Below are 18,159 nucleotides of genomic sequence, written 5' to 3'. Positions count from 1 at the left end.
CTCCGAGCGACACATTCACATCAACACTTACTGCAATCCATACTCCTAAGTCTTTTTAAATTTTCTGAATAATAAACTGATCTCGCGATTTAGTTCTGACAATTAACGTTGCGATAAACGGTGGTTTTTAAGTTGCACTTTTGCCATAAAATGCAGCGAAGCGGAATGGCAAAAATGCAACTTAAAAACCATCCGTTTGATTGCTTTGTTAAGCTTTACAACTTACCAAGAAGAACCGAAACACCTGCACCAATTAAGCTGCCAACGGTACTATTTTCCAGCAGTTTTTTAAGTAAACTTTTAGCTTCTGGGTCGGAGCTTTGAGCAATTTTTTCAGCTAAATGTTGGATGCTTATATTGAAGGTTTGACTATTTTGATTGCCAACCTGTACATGTTCTCCTGCAATGCTGCCAATGTTAATTGTACTGCTTTGTGTGCTTGGCTTATGCGCAGCAGATGTAAGATTTTCTACAGTAAGCTGAAGCAAGTTAGGATGATTTGTACCGATATTTAGCGTTCCACCTTGAATAAATGAAAGATCTAAAATTCTTAAACTCATTTCACGCGGACCGGATTTAAGCGTAATTATGTCTCCAATGTCAGCATCCGGTGCATTTGTGTATGGAATGTTTACCTGTCCCGTTGAGCGGTTACGAGAAGCCTCATATTCTGAGCCTGAAATAACAACTTTTTCTTGATAATGCATTGCATCAATGTCCATGATTACTCCATTCTAATTTTTTGGTTCTGCTTAACGCCGAGTTCAGCGGCAGTTTTTAAGTCACGGTTTTATGGAATATTTTTGCGCAGCAAAACCATAAAACCGCGATTTAAAAACTGTCCGATGCAACGACTTGTTATGCCGCTTTTACTTTCGGTTGATTATGCAAAAATAGAACCAAGTTTTTTACTGTTGTTACCTGATTCCAATACGGGTTAGATTCAGGGTTTTCAGTACTTATACCAAGCTTTTCTGCAATTTCAAAATATATATCATCAAGATCTTCTGGGTCCATTTTATATATTTCATTAAAGCAGTCATTGGCCTCAACAGGAAAGTTTACGCCTTCATATTTTCCTGCCCATGCTTGGACTTGGCTGTAAACCTCTCTCATTATTGCGGTATCTACGTTGCGATAATCAAACGACTTTGCATAGGCGCAAATGGTTGAGTTTTTGCGATTTAAAGCAGTAGATCGCATGCGGCGATGATTCCAAAAGGAAACAGCCGAAAATAAAATTATTGCGACTCCCAAAATTACGATAATTTTCATTTAATTTTAAGCATAACGTTCCGCACATGGGCGCGAGTTTACGAGCGTCCCGCCGACGCATGCGCCGGCGTAATGCTGCGGCTTGTTAAGTGCCTTCACGCTCACCAGATGTTTCCCAAAGCTACTGCTCACAAAAGTGTGAAGTTCGGCCTGAGCCTAGCTCACTGAATCTGAAGCCTTCTTGCGGCCGAATATGCCGAACCAGAAAAGACCTTCAAGAATAAACCCTAGGAGAAGGAATACGAGCCCACCAGCCGGAATGCCAAAGACATAGCAAGCTATTGCGGCGAACAGGAAGAATACAGCGAGCAAAACCCTTGGAAGTATTTTCAATTCGATCTCCTTAATTTGGCTTCATGGCCACTTAACGTTTGGTTAAGGGGCGGGCTTTAGCCCGTCCCAGTGAGCGCAGCGAACGATTTGAATCTGTTGTTAGGCTATGTAAGATTTATTCTTGTTTCGTCTAGAGGCGATATAGCTTGCTTCTGGGGAGAAACGAAGTTTATGCCTGAAATTGGTGACTCAGTAGATTGGCAAAAGCCCCAATAAGGCCCGCGCTCGCCATCCTTTGGGTAGGCCACGATGCTAATTGAGCTTTCATCCGTGTACTCCGTGTATATGCCAAGAAACATTCTGGATCTAACCACTTCTGGCTCTTTAGAGAACGGATTACGCTCTGGGAGCACCATTCCGAGTACCAACGCCAGATCTTCATCTGGAAGTGCTTTGAGTGCGGCCACTAATTCAAGGTTGGTCATTCTTTCTTGATTGCCTAACGTTTGGTTAAGGGGCGGACTTTAGCCCGTCCCAGTGAGCGAAGCGAACGATTTGAACCATTTGTTAGGCTTTTAAATTATCCATGGATCTTGCTCTCCATCGACGTAAATCTGCATGCACTCGAATTGGTCTGAGTTATCGCTGAGATGTATTTCAATGCTGTTTTCTAGATGGATGACTATTTTTCTTTTATCTGGTGTTTGGCACGCGACTACGTTGATATTCAATATTTCAAGAAACTGTTGTGGCGGCCAAGTCCCTGCTTGCCAAATTCCAATGACCTCACTGTGTTTAATGAGATGAATATCTGACTGAATTGCAAAATGATATTTCCCAAAGCAGAATTGGATATCGGATTGACCAACCAATATTTGCGTTGTGAATTCACCAACGATTCCTGATAGATCTATGTCTTTGGGGATGCGGTACATAATTGCCTAACGTTGCGATAAACGGTGGTTTTTAAGTTGCACTTTTGCCATAAAATGGAGCGAAGCGGAATGGCAAAAATGCAACTTAAAAACCATCCGTTTGATTGCTTTGTTAGGCAGGTTTGATAACTATTTTCACTGAATCAAAAAACCAAAGCTCCCAACGACCTTGAAAATAAGAAAATGAAAAGTCGGGCGCCCACATCTCATACTCTCCTCTGCCTTCCGATTCTTCAAGTGTAAAACTACTATTGCTCTGTGGTGGTTCAACTGAAATTTTATGAGCAAGCCCAGCAGCAATTTTCAATGCAACCCTTTGCAAAGTCTCCGTAGCCCATTCAATGTATGGCTTTCCTTCAGTTTGCCCAAGAGAATTAAAAAGCCAGTCTTCTTTCGCAGGTCTTTTTTCCATAGAACGACTAATTGGACCATCAAATAATTCATCCGCTTCTTCTGTGTGGCACAAAGCGCCCACAATCATTAACCTAAAGTATTCTTCGTCACGCGAAGCACCATTATTACAATTTCTACAAGACTCAACTTTCCACAGGTTGTCTCGATTGATTTGGCGAATTAGACCTTTAGGTGGAACGTGGTCTTTGGTATTCGCGATCTCTCCGCAATAGATGCACTTAGTCATTTTTTGCCTAACGCCGCGTACAACGGCAGTTTGTAAGTTGTAGTTTTGTGGGTTACTTTTGCGCAGCAAAACCACAAAACTGCGACTTACAAACTGTCCAGCGCACGCAGTGCGCGGGTTGCTACGCTTTGTTATATTTTGACTCAGCTATAGCTTTAATTTTTTGATTGTGAAGACTATACCTATGCTGGTAAGAAGTGATTAGTTTACGCTTTGCCAAACCACTAAAAGCACCACAAAATGTTTCTTCTTGTATTAATTTGCAGCGGGATTCGGATATTTCAGATAACGTAAACTTTCTTATGCCGCGAAGCAAACCTCCAATTATTGGAAGTGTCCCAGTCCATTCTAGATGCCTACGCTCTACAATTTTTACTTTGTTTAGATTTATTCTTAACGGCAGGCCAGACATTTGGGTTTTAAGTAATACTGGGACCCCATTTTTCATGCGGACTTCGACACCACTTTTATGCCAGTCACTCCATTTTGAGAAACTTGAAATAATATTCCATACAGTATCGGCACTTGCCTCGATTTCTGTTTCGACTCTGACATCAGAACTGCTCATGGCACCAATTTCCGGAAAATATAACATCTATGGACGCCCCGGGTTTTGCAAGCAATTTTTGTAGTCAATGTGTGTTGCAGCCATCTATCCGGACTCCCGATGTAGAATTTATCTACGGTCCCTGATGGTATTCGCTAATCGGGGTCTTATCATTTGTTCGCTCTTGTTATGAGCCATGTTAGGACCAGACTTACCCAATTACGATGTCATCTACATTGCCTTCAGTTTTCTTGCCTGCGCAACACTGTGCGTAAGTTTATTTATCGATTAAAATCCAAACGCTTCATCGTAACTTTTGCCTTTGCTCATCAGTGCCCAGGCAATACGAGCCAGCTTGTTTGCCAAAGCAACAATAACTACATTCCGGTGACGACGCCTCATTAACTCTGCGATCCAGGGAGTCATAGATCGCCTGGGATTCATATGTTTGATAACTGCTCTTGCACCATGAATAAAAAGCGTTCTCAAATAGGTATCGCCTCGTTTACTGATGCCCAGCAGGCGATCTTTTCCTCCACTGGAATGCTGGCGGGGAACAAGACCAAGCCACGCTGAAAACTCCCTTCCACTCTTGAAACTGCTGCCGTCTTTGATAGTCGCCACCAATGCCGACGCAGTTAAAGGTCCTATACCTGGAACTTCTTGTAACCGTTTCGTAAGCTCTATATCCGGGTTGTAGCGCTTTATCTCGTGTTCGATTTCATCAATGTGCTGATCAATTTGCCTTAGCCTGCCAGCCAATCGTTGCGCATGGAGCCTCATCATCACGGGAAGGGTCTCTTCGTAGGCACCATAATCCTGTTGCAACCAGGCTCTCAACTTGTGTATACCAACGGGAACAATCAAGCCAAACTCAGCCAAAGACGCCCTGAGTCGATTGGCTATTGCAGATCTCTCCCCCACCAACCCCTTTCTATCCCGATGGAGCAATAGCAGTGCTTGCTGTTCCTCGGACTTTATGGCAACAAAACGCATGGTAGGCCGGGTCACAGCCTCACAAATTGCGTCCGCATCTGCTGCGTCATTTTTATTGCTTTTTACGTAAGGCTTTACAAATTGAGGTGGTATTAACTTCACATGGTGACCCAGCTTTTGTATTTGCCTTGCCCAATGATGGGCGCTGCTGCACGCTTCCATGCCCACCAGACAGGGCGGCAGGTTAACAAAAAAATCTAATAATTTTGCTCGGGTTATTTTTTTATTAATTAACCTTTTACCTGAACCACTGGCAGCACAAACCTGAAATACATTCTTTGCAAGATCAACCCCGATCACAGCAACATGTTCGCTCATAGCCTTGCCCTCTCTGATGTCAGAATCAAGTACCTTTATTATTTGGCACTTGAGAGAGGGGCGTCCATACCATTATTTGTATATCGCGCCCACCTGTTATCTAATCCAGAAATATCTTTCAAAGTCATAGGCAAGCTGTTGATTTAATTAGACAGAAGAAGAAAATATAAAGCGAGGAACAAGAAAAAAATGAGCGCGCTCGTTATCTCCCTTCATTTGGCTTGTTATCTTTTCTGTCCTTCCGCGCAATTGCTCGATCATAATACTGGTGCCTGATATTGCAACTTATTTTTATCATTCAGCTGGAGTTTCACTTGCACATTAAATGCATTGCTGGTTAGTAAGCGCCAACATACTTTCACTTTAACGGCTGCAATCCTAAATATCTCTCACCAAAAATTGTTATAAATAATAGCCCCAATAACCATCCATAAAAAAAACCGCCCGAAGTTTCCTTCGGGCGGTTTTTATTTTTTAGCGGCTAAAATTTCTTACTTTTTCTTCAGCGCCTGTTGGAGCAGTGCGCCCATGCTGCCCATGGCAGCGGGTGCCGGGTTGTTGCGTTGGGCGTTGCGGTTCTGGTTTTGGCTGTTGTTGCGAGCGCCGCCTTTTGGCCCTTCGACTTTTTCACCGGGGGTGTCGTCAAGGCGCAGAGACAAAGCAATGCGCTTGCGCGGCACGTCTACTTCCATCACTTTGGCTTTTACGATGTCACCGGCTTTGACTACTTCGCGCGGGTCTTTTACAAAGGTGTTGGACAAGGCGGAGATGTGTACCAGGCCGTCCTGATGCACGCCGATGTCAATAAACGCTCCGAAGTTGGTGACGTTGGTGACGGTGCCTTCCAGAATCATGCCCGGTATCAGGTCGGTGATTTCTTCTACGCCTTCCTGGAATTGTGCGGTTTTGAATTCCGGGCGCGGGTCGCGGCCTGGCTTGTCCAATTCCTTGATGATGTCAGTTACGGTAGGTAAACCGAATTTTTCGTCGGTGTAGTCTGCTGCTTTAATGCCGCGCAAAAAGTTGGTATCGCCAATAACGCCTTTTAATTCGCGGCCATTTTTTTGCGCAATTTTTTCTACCACCGAATAGGATTCCGGGTGCACCGCCGAAGCATCCAGCGGGTTTTCTCCGTTGGCCACGCGCAAGAAGCCGGCGGCTTGTTCAAAAGTTTTTTCGCCCAGGCGCGGTACTTTTTTCAATGAAGTGCGCGAGGTGAAGGCACCATTCTGGTTGCGGAATTCCACAATGTTGTTAGCCAGCGTGCTGTTCAAGCCGGATACGCGAGCCAGCAGCGCTGCCGATGCGGTATTTACTTCTACACCCACGGCGTTTACGCAGTCTTCTACCACCGCATCCAGCGAACGGGCGAGTTGTGATTGCGATACGTCGTGCTGGTATTGGCCGACACCGATAGATTTGGGGTCAATTTTTACCAGCTCGGCGAGCGGGTCTTGCAGGCGGCGGGCAATGGAGATGGCACCACGAATGGTTACGTCCAGGTCCGGAAATTCTTTGGAGGCGAATTCCGATGCGGAGTACACCGAGGCACCGGCTTCGTTAACAATAACGCTGCTGGCGGTAATGTCGATGTGCGCCTTTAATACGTCTTTTACAAATTTTTCGGTTTCGCGCGAGGCGGTACCGTTACCAATGGCGATTAAACCGACATTGTGTTTTCTGCACAGGTTGACCAGCACCGCTTCGGATTCTCGAATTTTGTTGAACGGCGGCGTGGGGAAAATCGCGCAGTGATCCAGCACTTTACCGGTGGCATCAACCACCGCGACTTTTACGCCGGTGCGCATACCCGGGTCGAGGCCGATAGTCGCTTTTTGCCCGGCCGGTGCTGCCAGCAACAAATCTTTCAGGTTGGAGGCGAATACTTTGATGGCGTCTTCTTCGGCTTTTTCGCGCAGTTCACCCAGCAGATCGGTTTCCAGATGCGTTAAGAGTTTTACTCGCCAGGTCCAGCGCACCACTTCGGCCAGCCAGGTGTCAGCGGCGCGGCCCTGGTCCTGAATGCTCCAGTGCTCGGCCACCATGCTTTCACACGGATGCCCCACACGATTTTCTTCATCGCCGACTTTGATGGCGATACTCAACACACCTTCGTTACGGCCACGGAACATCGCCAGCGCACGGTGCGACGGCGTGCTTTTCAGCGGTTCGTCGTGTTCAAAGTAGTCGCGGAATTTTTGTACTTCCTGCGAGGTGTCGGTGTCTTTACCGGTAGCAACGCGGGCGCTGAGGGTGGCTTCCTGTTGCAGGAAGTGACGCAGCTTGCCCAGCAGTTCGGCATCTTCACTGAATTTTTCCATGAGGATGTATTTGGCACCGTCGAGCGCGTCTTTGGCGGTTTCGATTTTGTGCTCGGCATTCAGGTAAGCAGCGGCTTCCGCTTCCGGGTTCAGGGTCGGGTCAGCCAGCAGGGCTTCGGCGAGCGGTAACAAACCGGCTTCGATGGCGATTTGGCCTTTGGTGCGGCGCTTGGGTTTGTAGGGCAGGTAAAGGTCTTCAAGGCGGTTTTTGGTATCGGCGGCAAGAATGTCGCGCTCCAGTTCCGGGGTGAGCTTTTCCTGCTCGGTGATGCTTTTAAGAATGGCGGCGCGGCGGTCTTCCAGTTCGCGCAGGTAGCGCAGGCGCTCTTCCAGGGTACGCATTTGCGAGTCATCCAGCCCGCCGGTGACTTCTTTACGGTAACGGGAGATAAAAGGAACCGTTGCCCCTTCGTCGAGCAGGCCGACAGCAGCGTTTACCTGTTGCGGCAAGACATTCAATTCTTCGGCAATGCGTTGGGAGATACTGTTCATAGGCGGGATAACTCGTCAAATCGGTTGAAAGCACAAAACAAACAGGCCGTGAGGCTCCGCGGAAAACCGCATTATGCGCAATTTCACCGAGGCCACCAGACTTGTTTTTAGCCATTTTTTATGCCGGACTCCGGGCAAACGAACAAAAAACAGACAATTTACCCATGCTGTGCGCCAGTGCAACGCTGCAAGGGTCACATTCACCGGCTGCGCCGCCCTTTTCTACCGCAGCCGCCGGAACCTGCCAAAGTGCCATGGGTCTGTTAAGCTTTGCCGATTACCCTTTCTTTCTATATTAAGGACGCTGTCATGCTCAACCTCCGGTTTCAGCGTGCATTTGCACTCTTGTTAACCCTGACCCTGCTGTTTGGTTGTGAATCCCTGCAAAAGGATGCCAGTAATGGCTCTGTTCGCACCCTGCCCGCCCTGCAAAAAAGCCCCAACGATGATCGCGAGTACCGCGCAATCGAGTTGCCCAACCGCTTGCAAGTGGTGCTGGTGAGCGACCCGACCATTGAAGTGGCGGCCGTGTCCATGGCGGTAGGCGTAGGTTCCTTTCAAGACCCGGATTCGCAATTGGGGCTGGCGCATTACCTGGAGCATATGTTGTTTTTGGGTACTGAAAAATACCCGGAGCCAAACAGCTTTCAAAAATTTGTCGATGAAAATGCCGGTGTCTGGAATGCCTACACCGCGTCAGACCACACCAATTATTTTTTCCGTTTGAACGCCGAAAAACTGGATGAGTCATTGGACTATTTCAGTGATTACTTTAAAAGCCCGACTTTTGATCCGCAGTACAGCGATAAAGAGCGCAATGCGGTTAACAGCGAATGGTCGATGGGGCGTTCGCAAGATAACCGCATTTTGTATTTCCTGAGCGGCCAAACCGCCAACCCGCAACACCCGGTGTCCCGTTTGAGTGTGGGCAACCTGGAAACGCTTTCGGACAAACCCGGTTCGGTATTGCAAGACGAACTGCTGTCATTTTATGACCGCTACTATTCTGCCAATATTATGAAACTGACCATGGTCGGCAAGCAGTCACTCGATGAATTGCAAGCGATGGCGGTTAACCATTTTTCTTCCATCCCCAATAAAAATGTTAAACGCCCGCAGGTAAAAATTCCGGCACTGACGGCTGCCGAAGAAGGCAAAATCATTCACTACAAATCGCAAATGGATATCAAGCGTTTGATGGTGGAATTCCCTATTCCGGATAACAGCCACGAATGGCGCGTTAAACCAAACACCTATATTAATAACCTGATTACCTCGGAAGAACCGGGCACGCTCGGTGAACAATTGCGTTTTGCCGGTCTGGTAAATACCGTATACGGGTTTGTTGCCGAAGATTATTACGGTGCAGACGGCATGATTCGCGTTATTGCTGACCTGACTGATGACGGTTTGAAAAACCGCGACCAGATTATTGCCGCGATTCTGGGCTACCTGGAATTGATTAAAGAAGACGGGATTAAAGAGCGCTATTACCAGGAATTCAAAGCCATTCTCGAAAAAGATTTTGCCAACATGGCAAAACCCGACCCCATGTCGCAAGCGGTTGGTTTGAGCGGTTTGCAATTGGAATTGCCGGTCAAGCATTTGCTGGATGCTGATTATATTTACGAAAAATTTGATCGCCGCGCCATTGAAAAAGTATTACGCCAAATTGAACCGGAACGCGCGCGTATTTGGTACATCAGCCAGGGCGAAGAAACCGACACCGATATTCCCTTCCATAAAGGCGCTTACAGCATTCGCGATATTACCCCCGCTGAACTGAACCGCTGGGCGTTGTTGGGCAGCACCATGCAGTTTGAGTTACCGCCAGAAAACCCGCTGTTTTCCAGTGGCCACAACCCGGTTGTCGATAGCAAACACATCAAACCTTTCCAGGTGGTATCGCAACCCGGCGCCGAAGCCTGGCTGACCCATGCGCAACATTACAAAGAAGATAAAGGCCTTATCGAGCTGTCTTTGAATGTTAACTTTGCCGCAGAAAATGCACGGGCATCGGTGTTGTCTTCGCTGCTGGGGCAGGTTTATCAATTGCAGAATTTGTCACTGACGGATCGCGCCGAGCGCGCTGGCATCAGCATTGGCTTGTCTTTCGCAGCCAGTGGCAGCCCGGTAATCAGCACGCAAGGGTATGCAGAAAAACAACCGCAGTTGATGAATGAACTGGTGGATCACCTCGCGGATATGAAAATCAGCGAGCGCGATTTTGGCCAGGTGGTTGAGCGCTATCGCCAGTCGTTAATCAACATTAAAAAGACCCCGCCGTACCAGCAGCTGTTTACTCACTACGAGCGTTTGATCCGTGAAAACGGTTTTAGCCTGGATCAATTGGAAGCGGCCTTGAAAGACGTTAAACATCAGGATCTGGTGGATTGGCATCAGCGTTATTTTGAAAATAACCTGGTTCGCGTATACGCCTTCGGTAATTTTACCGACGCGCAGGTGCAGGAAATTACCACCTACGCCGCCGATAAATTCAAAAGCCGCAACCAGCCGGAACAGCGTTATTTGTTGCCCTACATTACGCCGACCAGCACTACTCGCTTGAGCATTGAAGAAACCACCGAACAAACCGATAGTGCCATTCTTACCGGCTTTATTGGTACGCAGCCATCCTTGAAACAACAAGCGGCATTGCGCTTGCTGAATTCGGTATTAAGTAATGAGTTCTTTACCCAACTGCGTACCAACGAGCAACTGGGTTATGTAGTGAACAGTTCAGCGTCAAGCTTCCGCGATTACCCGGTGTTTTTGTTTTACGTACAGAGCACCAACACTGACCTGCCCGGTGTGAATGAGCGCATCAATCAATTCCGCACGGAGTTCAAAACCCGTCTTGATGCGATTACCCCGGAGTCACTGGAGCAGATTCGCCGTTCGGAAATCAGCCTGCTGCTGCAAAAGCCGACCGATTTTTACAGCGAGGCGCGGGAACATATGGCCGACTATCAACTGGCTCGCTTTACCTTTGATCGCAAAGAGCGTTTTGTAGCAGCTCTTGAGTCAGTCACTATGGCGGATTTGCAGGCGGTGTATCGCGAGTGGATATTGGGTGAAGGCGCGGCGCGTCTGGATGTACAAATCAAAGGCAGCCATTTTGCTGAAAAGCCGTTTGCCACGGTAAAATGATCGGCAATTGAGAGGCACGGGGTTTGCCTGTGCCTTACTCTTCTCTTTTAAGAGATTTAGAGCGGGTGTCATTCTGTTCGTTTGTCATTAGGGTACTTGTTCCAAAAACGCATGCATACATCCATGTAGCTCCCTCGAGTCATCCCTGACTCGACGGTTTTGGAACAAGTACCCTAATGCCAAACTTGCATTGTGCCCATCGGAAAATTTTTAGAAATGTGAGAAACCAGGGTAACCTGGTTTCTTTTTACAACTTACTTTTCAGGCATTTATTTTATGAGCGACAACAACGAAGACACCTTGTTCTGGAATCTGGTCGACAGCTTTATTGAACAAGCCAACAATGCCTGTGAAGACGTTGATCCCGGTGTGGTGAGTGCGGCTTTGCTGAATGCAGCGGCGCGTTTTAATGCGTTTGTGGTGGCGGCATCGTCCATTGACCGCAAGGAATATATTGAAGAAATCGAAAGTGCGCGCAATTACCTGACCGGTCGCTACCGCGAACTGGTGGGTGAAAACCTCGAAGACTACCGCGAAAACTACAAGGTTTACGTGCGCGCCGACGAAGAAACCGAGTAAAAACTGTCGCCTCTGCATCACGGCAGAGGCTTGACAACACCCAGGCATCGGCGTACTTGTATACAAGAAATCAATAATGAGTATTCTGTATGCCTGCCCCTTCTGTTTTCCTATCTGCTATTTCTGCCCGCCTGCGGCCGATACTTCGCCTGGTGCCGGGTGTTTCTCTCGCACTGTTAACTTGTAGCCAGGCTGCCCTGGCCGATGTGCGTTTGCCGCAAATTTTTGCCGACAACATGGTGCTGCAACGCGACCAGCCGCTGACTATTTACGGCTGGGCCGATGACGGCGAAGCCGTGTCTGTACGCTTTGCAGACCAGACAGCAAGCACCACTGCCAAAGACGGCCGCTGGCAGGTGACATTAAAGCCGATAGCCGCGGGCGGGCCTTTTACGCTGGAAGTTAACGGCGTTAATCGCGAGCTGCGAGAGAATATTCTTACCGGCGATGTGTGGATCGCGGCCGGGCAATCCAATATGGAGTTGCCGTTGCGGCGTGTCGCGCCGAAGTATCCGGAATTGATTGAGAACACCAACCTGCCGACTATCCGCCAGTTTTCGCTGCCGCTGAGTTTTTCTACCGAAGGACCACAAGCCGATTACAGCGCAGGCAGTTGGGCCACCGCGGTGCCGCAAAACCTGCCGCAGTTTTCTGCCACCGGTTTCTTTTTCGCCCGCGCCTTGCAACAACAACTGGATGTGCCGATTGGCATTGTGACGATTGCGGTAGGCGGTTCACCGGCAGAGGCCTGGGTGAGCGAACCGGTATTGCAGGCTTATCCGCATTATGTAGAACAACTCAAACCGTTTCGCGATCAACAACATCTGGAGTCGGTAAGAACGCAGGATAAAGCCAATTCCGACCGCTGGTACGCCACCCTCGATGCGGCCGACATCGGCCTGAAGCAGCAATGGTTCAAACCGGAAACGGACGATAAGGACTGGTCAACCCTGAGCGTGCCCGGCCGGTTTCACGAACAGAATATTGATTTTGAACGCGGCAGTATGTGGTTGCGCAAAACCATTCAACTCACCGCGGCACAAGCTGCCAAACCGGCTACTGCCTGGCTGGGTTCGATTGTTCATGGCGATGAAGTTTATGTAAACGGTACGTCGATTGGCCAAACCGGTTATCAATACCCGCCGCGCATTTATGCGGTGCCGGCCGGGTTGTTGAAAGCCGGTGACAACAACATCACTATTCGCCTGACCAGTTACGCGCCCAACCCCGGTTTTGTGGCCGACAAGCGTTATGAGCTGGATCTGGGCGATGAAGCCCTGCCGCTGGATGGCAGCTGGCGTTATCGCGTGGCGACTACTGCCGAGCCGATGATGCCGAGCACCACGCTGCATTACCTGCCCTCTTCCCTGTACAACGCCCGGGTAGCACCGCTGCTGCCGATGGCGGTTAAAGGGGTGATCTGGTACCAGGGCGAGTCCAATGTTGATCGCGCCGATGCTGATGGCGTGCACCACCAGCCGGATGGCCAATGTACCGAGCCAAACTGTGTGGTGAGCACTTCTGAATACCATTATTTGTTTGCCGATTTGATTCGCGACTGGCGCAAGCAGTTTAACCAGGCCGATTTGCCCTTCCTGTATGTGCAACTGGCCAGTTACCTGCCTGCCAAAGCCGAACCGGGTGAGAGCAAATGGGCGGAGCTGCGTGAAGCACAGCGGGCGGTGTTGAGCCTGCCCCATACCGCGATGACGGTGGCGATTGATGTGGGCGAATGGAACGATATTCACCCGCTCGACAAGCAAAGTGTCGGCGAGCGTCTGGCGCTGGGTGCACGCAAGGTGGCTTACGGTGAAAGCCGTTTGCTGGCGTCCGGCCCTACCCTGAAGTCATTGCAACGCAAAGGTGATTCGCTGCTGCTGACCTTTGATAACACCGGCAAGGGCTTGAAAGTAAAAGGTAAAAAAGCGCAGGAATTTGCCATCGCCGGGGAAGACGGCAAGTTTGTGTGGGCCGAGGCGAAAGTAAAAGGCAACCGCATTACCCTGTCGGCCAAAGGCCTCAAGCAGCCGTCGCAGGTTCGCTACGCCTGGGCGGACAATCCGGACAAGGCAAATCTGTATAATAGCGCCGGTCTTCCTGCGTCACCTTTCCAGGCCGTTGTTAACCCGTAAGTTAACGGCCAACAGAAAACGGGCGACGGGGCATTAACCGGTCGCCAGTTGCTGTGCTTTTGCAAAACAGCGCCCGTCTTTTTCCACGGTAACTCCGAGGTTTTTCTGAGCGCTTCTGCCCCCTTCTCTTCACCGCCGGTAGTTATTGTTGGTGCCGGCCCGGCCGGTTTGATGGCGGCCGAGGTGATCAGCGCTGCCGGTTACCCGGTCGCCGTATACGATGCCATGCCCTCGCCCGGCCGCAAGTTTTTGCTGGCCGGTGTGGGGGGCATGAACATTACCCACGCCGAACCTTTCGAGCGTTTTGTTACCCGCTACCGCGAGGCTCAAGCCTGGCTTGAGCCCATGTTGCAAGACTTTGGCGCTGACCAGCTGCGCGCCTGGGTGCATTCACTGGGCATTGAAACCTTTACCGGCAGCTCGCGCCGGGTTTTCCCCACCGACATGAAAGCCGCGCCTTTATTGCGCGCCTGGCTGCACCGTTTGCGCCAGCAAGGTGTGGTGTTTTTTCCGCGTCACCGCTGGCTGGGCTGGCAGGACGATGGCCAACTGCGCTTTGAGCACCCCACCGAAACCGGGCAACAGGTCAGTGCTATTCCCGCATCGGCAACGTTGCTGGCCTTGGGCGGCGGCAGTTGGGCGCGGCTGGGTTCGGATGGCCAATGGCTGCCGTTATTACAGGCAAAAGGCATTGCGGTAGCGCCATTACGGGCATCCAACTGCGGTTTTGAAGTGACCTGGAGTGAGCATTTTCGCCAGCAATATGCCGGTGAACCGCTTAATACCATCGCGCTGGAATGTAGCGATCATACCGGCCAGCAACACCGCTATCGCGGTGAGGCAACGCTGGCGGAATACGGCATTGAAGGCAGCGCGATTTATGCCTTGTCAGCCTCCTTGCGCGAGCAAATTCTGCAACAGGGTACAGCCACCTTGCGGGTCGATCTGGCGCCGGATCGCGAGCCGGTCGCTTTGTTAAAAACGCTGCAAAAGCCGCGCAATGGTATGTCGTTCAGTACTTTTATGCGCAAAGTGCTGCGTTTTCCTGCGGTAAAAACCGCACTGATTCGTGAGCACCTGGATGCAGAAGCCTGCCGTTCGCCGGAGCAATTACTGCAAGCCATCAAGCAGCTGCCGCTGACCCTGACCGCAGTGCGCCCGCTGGATGAAGCCATCAGTTCAGCCGGTGGCGTGTGCCGCTCAGCGCTGGATGATCACGGCATGTTAACCGCCCAACCGGGCGTGTTTTGCGCGGGTGAAATGCTGGATTGGGAAGCACCGACCGGTGGTTACTTACTCACCGCCTGTTTTGCCACCGGTTATCGCGCCGGCCAGGGCGTGGTGGAATATTTAAAAAAAGCACCGCAATAGTGCCTCTTGCTGTTTTGAAACCCCTGGCCTATCATCAACCCGATTCCTACCTGGTTTTTTCTTCCCAGGCCATGATTTGACTGCCAGTCACTACTGCCGACGAATTTCCATAAAAGCGCCTGTGGCGCTTTTTCTACATTCACCGGCAGCAAGCGATACTCAACATCGCAGAACAAATCACGCTCGTCGCATTTTGAGTGGCCTGTTGTTGTCACCTCGCCGACCAGCCAACCCTTAAATCAGTGCTTCGCATCCGGATCGTTCACACCTTCCGGAAGCCGGGCTTTTATAAAATTTTGCGTTTGTTACGCCGGAGTCTCCGCTCATGAAACCTGCTATTACCTTGTCATCGCGTGATTTTGAACGCATTGAAAAATTACTCGATTCTCTGCCTGCATCCAGCGCTGTTACCCGCGACCGTCTGTTTGAAGAGCTGGAGCGCGCCGATGTGGTTGCGCCAAAAGAAGTACCCGCAACGCTGGTAACTATGAATTCGCGCGTCACCTTTACGGTATTACCGGAAGGTAAAACCATGACCTATACTCTGGTTTATCCCGCCGATATGGATGGTTCTGCTGATAAAATCTCCATACTCGCGCCGGTAGGCAGCGCCCTGATCGGTTTATCGGTTGGCCAGGAAATTGACTGGTCTGTGGGCGGCGACAAATCCACCCGCGTTCGTATTGACAAGGTGGATTACCAACCGGAAGAAGCGGGTGATTTTCACCTTTGAGTGACCCCTGCGAGGGGTCGTTGTTCTGTTACAGACACAGCATCCTGTCTTAAGGGTCTGCATCGAATGGATTTCGCAAGGCAGGTGCTTTGATCTGTTTGGGTAAGGCTTCCCCTTATGTCATGGAAACACGTGTGCTGTGTGCTAGGTTTGTCTTCATTTATCGCCGCCCCTGTTCATGCTGATGTAGATGCCATTTCCGTGGTATGGCATAACGATTTATTCGCCGGAAAAGATGGCGGCGGCTATACCAACGGTCTCTTTTTTTCCTGGTATGACCTTCACGAGGATAACCTCGCCACTGCCAAACCGCCGCTGCTCACCCGGCCGGTGAGCTGGCTGGTCGGCGATGAATACGACTCGGCTTTTTCTGCCCACACCTTTGGCCAGGTGATGTCCACCCCCAGAGATATTTCCAAAGTAGAACCCGACCCCAACGATGCGCCCTACGCGGGGATACTCTTTTTGCGCTCGTCGTGGTTTGTGGTGAACGATGATGTTGCCGATAACGTCAGCCTCACAGTGGGCGTGCTGGGGCCAGCCTCGGGCGCAGAAAAAGCCCAAAAACTGATCCACAACATTACCGGTTCTACTGAACCCAAAGGCTGGGATTCGCAGCTGAAAAACGAGATTCTCGGGCAGGTTGCGCGTGGCCGGGTATGGCGCTTTGCCCATGACGACAGTGACCGCTTTGACGTGGTCGGCATGGCCAATATTGATGTCGGCAACCTCGAATCCTCGGTCGGCACCGGCGCGCTGGTTCGTTACGGCTCCGGGCTGGTAAAAAGCTTTCCGTCTACCGCCATGCTCACCGGGCGCATCACCAACCCGATAGCCATTGAAGGCGGCTGGTACTTTTACCTGGGCGCCAGCGCCGAGTATGTGCACAACGCCATTATTATTAACGGCAACACCTTCCGCTCCAGCCCGTCGGCCAGTTTGCGCCACGACCAATACACCGTGCTGGCCGGTTTTGCTTTCTCCTGGGATAGCCTGATGGTCAGTCTTGCCTATGCCGACGGCTCGTCACTGGATAAACTGGCCACTTCGCGGCAAACGTTCGGTGCGGTTACCCTCGCCTGGCGACTATAGACTTTCACAGGTTAATTGATGTTTCGTGTACTGATTATCGGCTACGTCTGGCCGGAACCCCGCTCGTCGGCGGCTGGCAGCCGGATGATGCAACTCATCGAGGTTTTTCTGGCCAGAAACTGGCAAATTACCTTTGCCTCGGCGGCCCAGCTGTCGCCGCACCGCGCTGATTTAACCGCGCTGGGCATTGCAGAAATGACCGTCGCCCTCAATTGCGACAGTTTTAATAATCAGGTGCACCAACTGCAACCGGATCTGGTGCTGTTTGACCGTTTCTTCACCGAAGAACAATTTGGCTGGCGGGTAGAAGCGGTGTGCCCCAACGCCATTCGCGTGCTGGACACCGAAGACCTGCACAGCCTGCGCCACGCCCGCGAACTGCAACTGAAACAGCAACTGGCTGCCGCCCCGGCAGGCTCGCCTTACTACGCCCTGCCGCCAGCCACTAACGCCAGCGTCACCGATGCGGTGCAATGGATCAGCCATTCCGACACCGGTTTGCGCGAGCTGGCGGCTATTTACCGCTGTGACCTGACCTTGATGATCTCGCCGGTAGAGATGGAGTTGCTACAACAGGGCTGCGGTGTACCGGCCAGCCTGCTGCATTACTGCCCGTTTCTGCTCGACGAACCACCGGTTGCCGAGGGCAGCGACTTTGCACAGCGACAGGATTTTTTATCCATCGGCAACTTTCGCCACCAGCCCAACTGGGACGCGGTGCTCTGCCTGAAAAACACCCTCTGGCCCGCAATTCGGGCGCAATTACCCAAAGCCCGCTTGCTGGTTTACGGCGCCTACCCGCCGCCCAAAGCCACCGCGCTGCACAACCCGCGCGAAGGTTTTATTGTGGCTGGCTGGGTAGATGATGCTGCCGCCGCGATGCGCGCTGCTCGGGTGTGCCTGGCGCCGCTGCGCTTTGGTGCCGGTTTGAAAGGCAAATTGATAGAGGCCATGCAAAACGGTACGCCATCGGTCACTACGCCGACCGGCGCCGAAGGCATGCACGGGCAATTGCCCTGGCCGGGCGCCATTGCCGATAACAACGCCGATTTCGTCAACCAGGCGGTGGCGCTTTACAGCGACCCCGGCCAATGGCAACAAACCCGCGATCGCGCCGCGGTGTTGCTGCGCGAGGTGTTTCCCCGCCCTGCTCTCACCGCCGCTTTGCAACAACGGCTGGATGATTTGATCGCTGATATTAACGGCCAGCGCCAGCGTAATATCGTTGGCAGCATGCTGCGGCACCATCTGCACAAGAGCCATCAATACATGTCACAGTGGATCGCTGCGAAAAACCGTGGATAA

At 50.9% G+C, this 18,159-nt stretch carries 14 protein-coding genes; 7 read left to right on the top strand and 7 right to left on the bottom strand.

Annotated features, from left to right (window positions below; translation table 11 throughout):
* Nucleotides 1-215: 215 nt before the first annotated feature.
* The 7 genes from C4F51_RS01870 to C4F51_RS01840 form a co-directional block, all read right to left on the bottom strand.
* Complete coding sequence (locus tag C4F51_RS01870) at nt 216-722, bottom strand: hypothetical protein (RefSeq protein ID WP_193906663.1); 507 nt, start codon at nt 720-722, stop codon at nt 216-218.
* 136 nt (nt 723-858) lie between these two features.
* Nucleotides 859-1,275: a hypothetical protein gene (locus tag C4F51_RS01865; RefSeq protein WP_193906661.1), complete on the bottom strand. Its 417-nt coding sequence runs from the start codon at nt 1,273-1,275 to the stop codon at nt 859-861.
* A gap of 848 nt (nt 1,276-2,123) precedes the next feature.
* Complete coding sequence (locus tag C4F51_RS01860; RefSeq protein WP_193906653.1) at nt 2,124-2,483, bottom strand: hypothetical protein; 360 nt, start codon at nt 2,481-2,483, stop codon at nt 2,124-2,126.
* 112 nt (nt 2,484-2,595) lie between these two features.
* Nucleotides 2,596-3,123 (bottom strand): hypothetical protein, encoded by a 528-nt coding sequence (locus tag C4F51_RS01855; protein WP_193906651.1) that lies wholly within the window; start codon nt 3,121-3,123, stop codon nt 2,596-2,598.
* A 121-nt stretch (nt 3,124-3,244) separates the two neighbouring features.
* Entirely contained in the window at nt 3,245-3,691 is a 447-nt protein-coding gene (locus tag C4F51_RS01850; protein WP_193906649.1) for an SRPBCC family protein, read from the bottom strand.
* Between the two features lie 267 nt (nt 3,692-3,958).
* Nucleotides 3,959-4,984: an IS110 family RNA-guided transposase gene (locus C4F51_RS01845; RefSeq protein ID WP_193906647.1), complete on the bottom strand. Its 1,026-nt coding sequence runs from the start codon at nt 4,982-4,984 to the stop codon at nt 3,959-3,961.
* 491 nt (nt 4,985-5,475) lie between these two features.
* Nucleotides 5,476-7,797, bottom strand: coding sequence for a Tex family protein (locus C4F51_RS01840; RefSeq protein WP_193906645.1), 2,322 nt, complete (start codon nt 7,795-7,797; stop codon nt 5,476-5,478).
* A gap of 309 nt (nt 7,798-8,106) precedes the next feature.
* Between C4F51_RS01840 and C4F51_RS01835 the strand changes: the two genes are divergently transcribed.
* From C4F51_RS01835 to C4F51_RS01805, 7 genes are all read left to right on the top strand, one after another.
* On the top strand, nt 8,107-10,947 hold the full coding sequence (locus C4F51_RS01835) for an insulinase family protein (protein ID WP_193906643.1): 2,841 nt from the start codon (nt 8,107-8,109) through the stop codon (nt 10,945-10,947).
* A 276-nt stretch (nt 10,948-11,223) separates the two neighbouring features.
* Nucleotides 11,224-11,526, top strand: a complete 303-nt coding sequence (locus C4F51_RS01830) for a DUF3144 domain-containing protein (protein ID WP_193906641.1) — start codon at nt 11,224-11,226, stop codon at nt 11,524-11,526.
* 89 nt (nt 11,527-11,615) lie between these two features.
* The gene (locus tag C4F51_RS01825; RefSeq protein WP_193906640.1) at nt 11,616-13,658 is read left to right on the top strand and encodes a sialate O-acetylesterase; all 2,043 of its coding nucleotides are present in this window, start codon (nt 11,616-11,618) and stop codon (nt 13,656-13,658) included.
* Between the two features lie 48 nt (nt 13,659-13,706).
* Nucleotides 13,707-15,029: a TIGR03862 family flavoprotein gene (locus tag C4F51_RS01820; protein ID WP_235992253.1), complete on the top strand. Its 1,323-nt coding sequence runs from the start codon at nt 13,707-13,709 to the stop codon at nt 15,027-15,029.
* 325 nt (nt 15,030-15,354) lie between these two features.
* Nucleotides 15,355-15,762: a nucleoside diphosphate kinase regulator gene (gene rnk / locus C4F51_RS01815; RefSeq protein ID WP_193906638.1), complete on the top strand. Its 408-nt coding sequence runs from the start codon at nt 15,355-15,357 to the stop codon at nt 15,760-15,762.
* Nucleotides 15,763-15,879: 117 nt separating this feature from the next.
* Nucleotides 15,880-16,854 (top strand): lipid A deacylase LpxR family protein, encoded by a 975-nt coding sequence (locus C4F51_RS01810; RefSeq protein ID WP_193906636.1) that lies wholly within the window; start codon nt 15,880-15,882, stop codon nt 16,852-16,854.
* Nucleotides 16,855-16,872: 18 nt separating this feature from the next.
* The gene (locus C4F51_RS01805) at nt 16,873-18,159 is read left to right on the top strand and encodes a glycosyltransferase (protein ID WP_193906634.1); all 1,287 of its coding nucleotides are present in this window, start codon (nt 16,873-16,875) and stop codon (nt 18,157-18,159) included.

Origin of the sequence: Cellvibrio polysaccharolyticus (assembly GCF_015182315.1) — a bacterium.
Classification (GTDB): domain Bacteria; phylum Pseudomonadota; class Gammaproteobacteria; order Pseudomonadales; family Cellvibrionaceae; genus Cellvibrio; species Cellvibrio polysaccharolyticus.
This window is presented reverse-complemented; position numbering and strand designations above follow the sequence as displayed.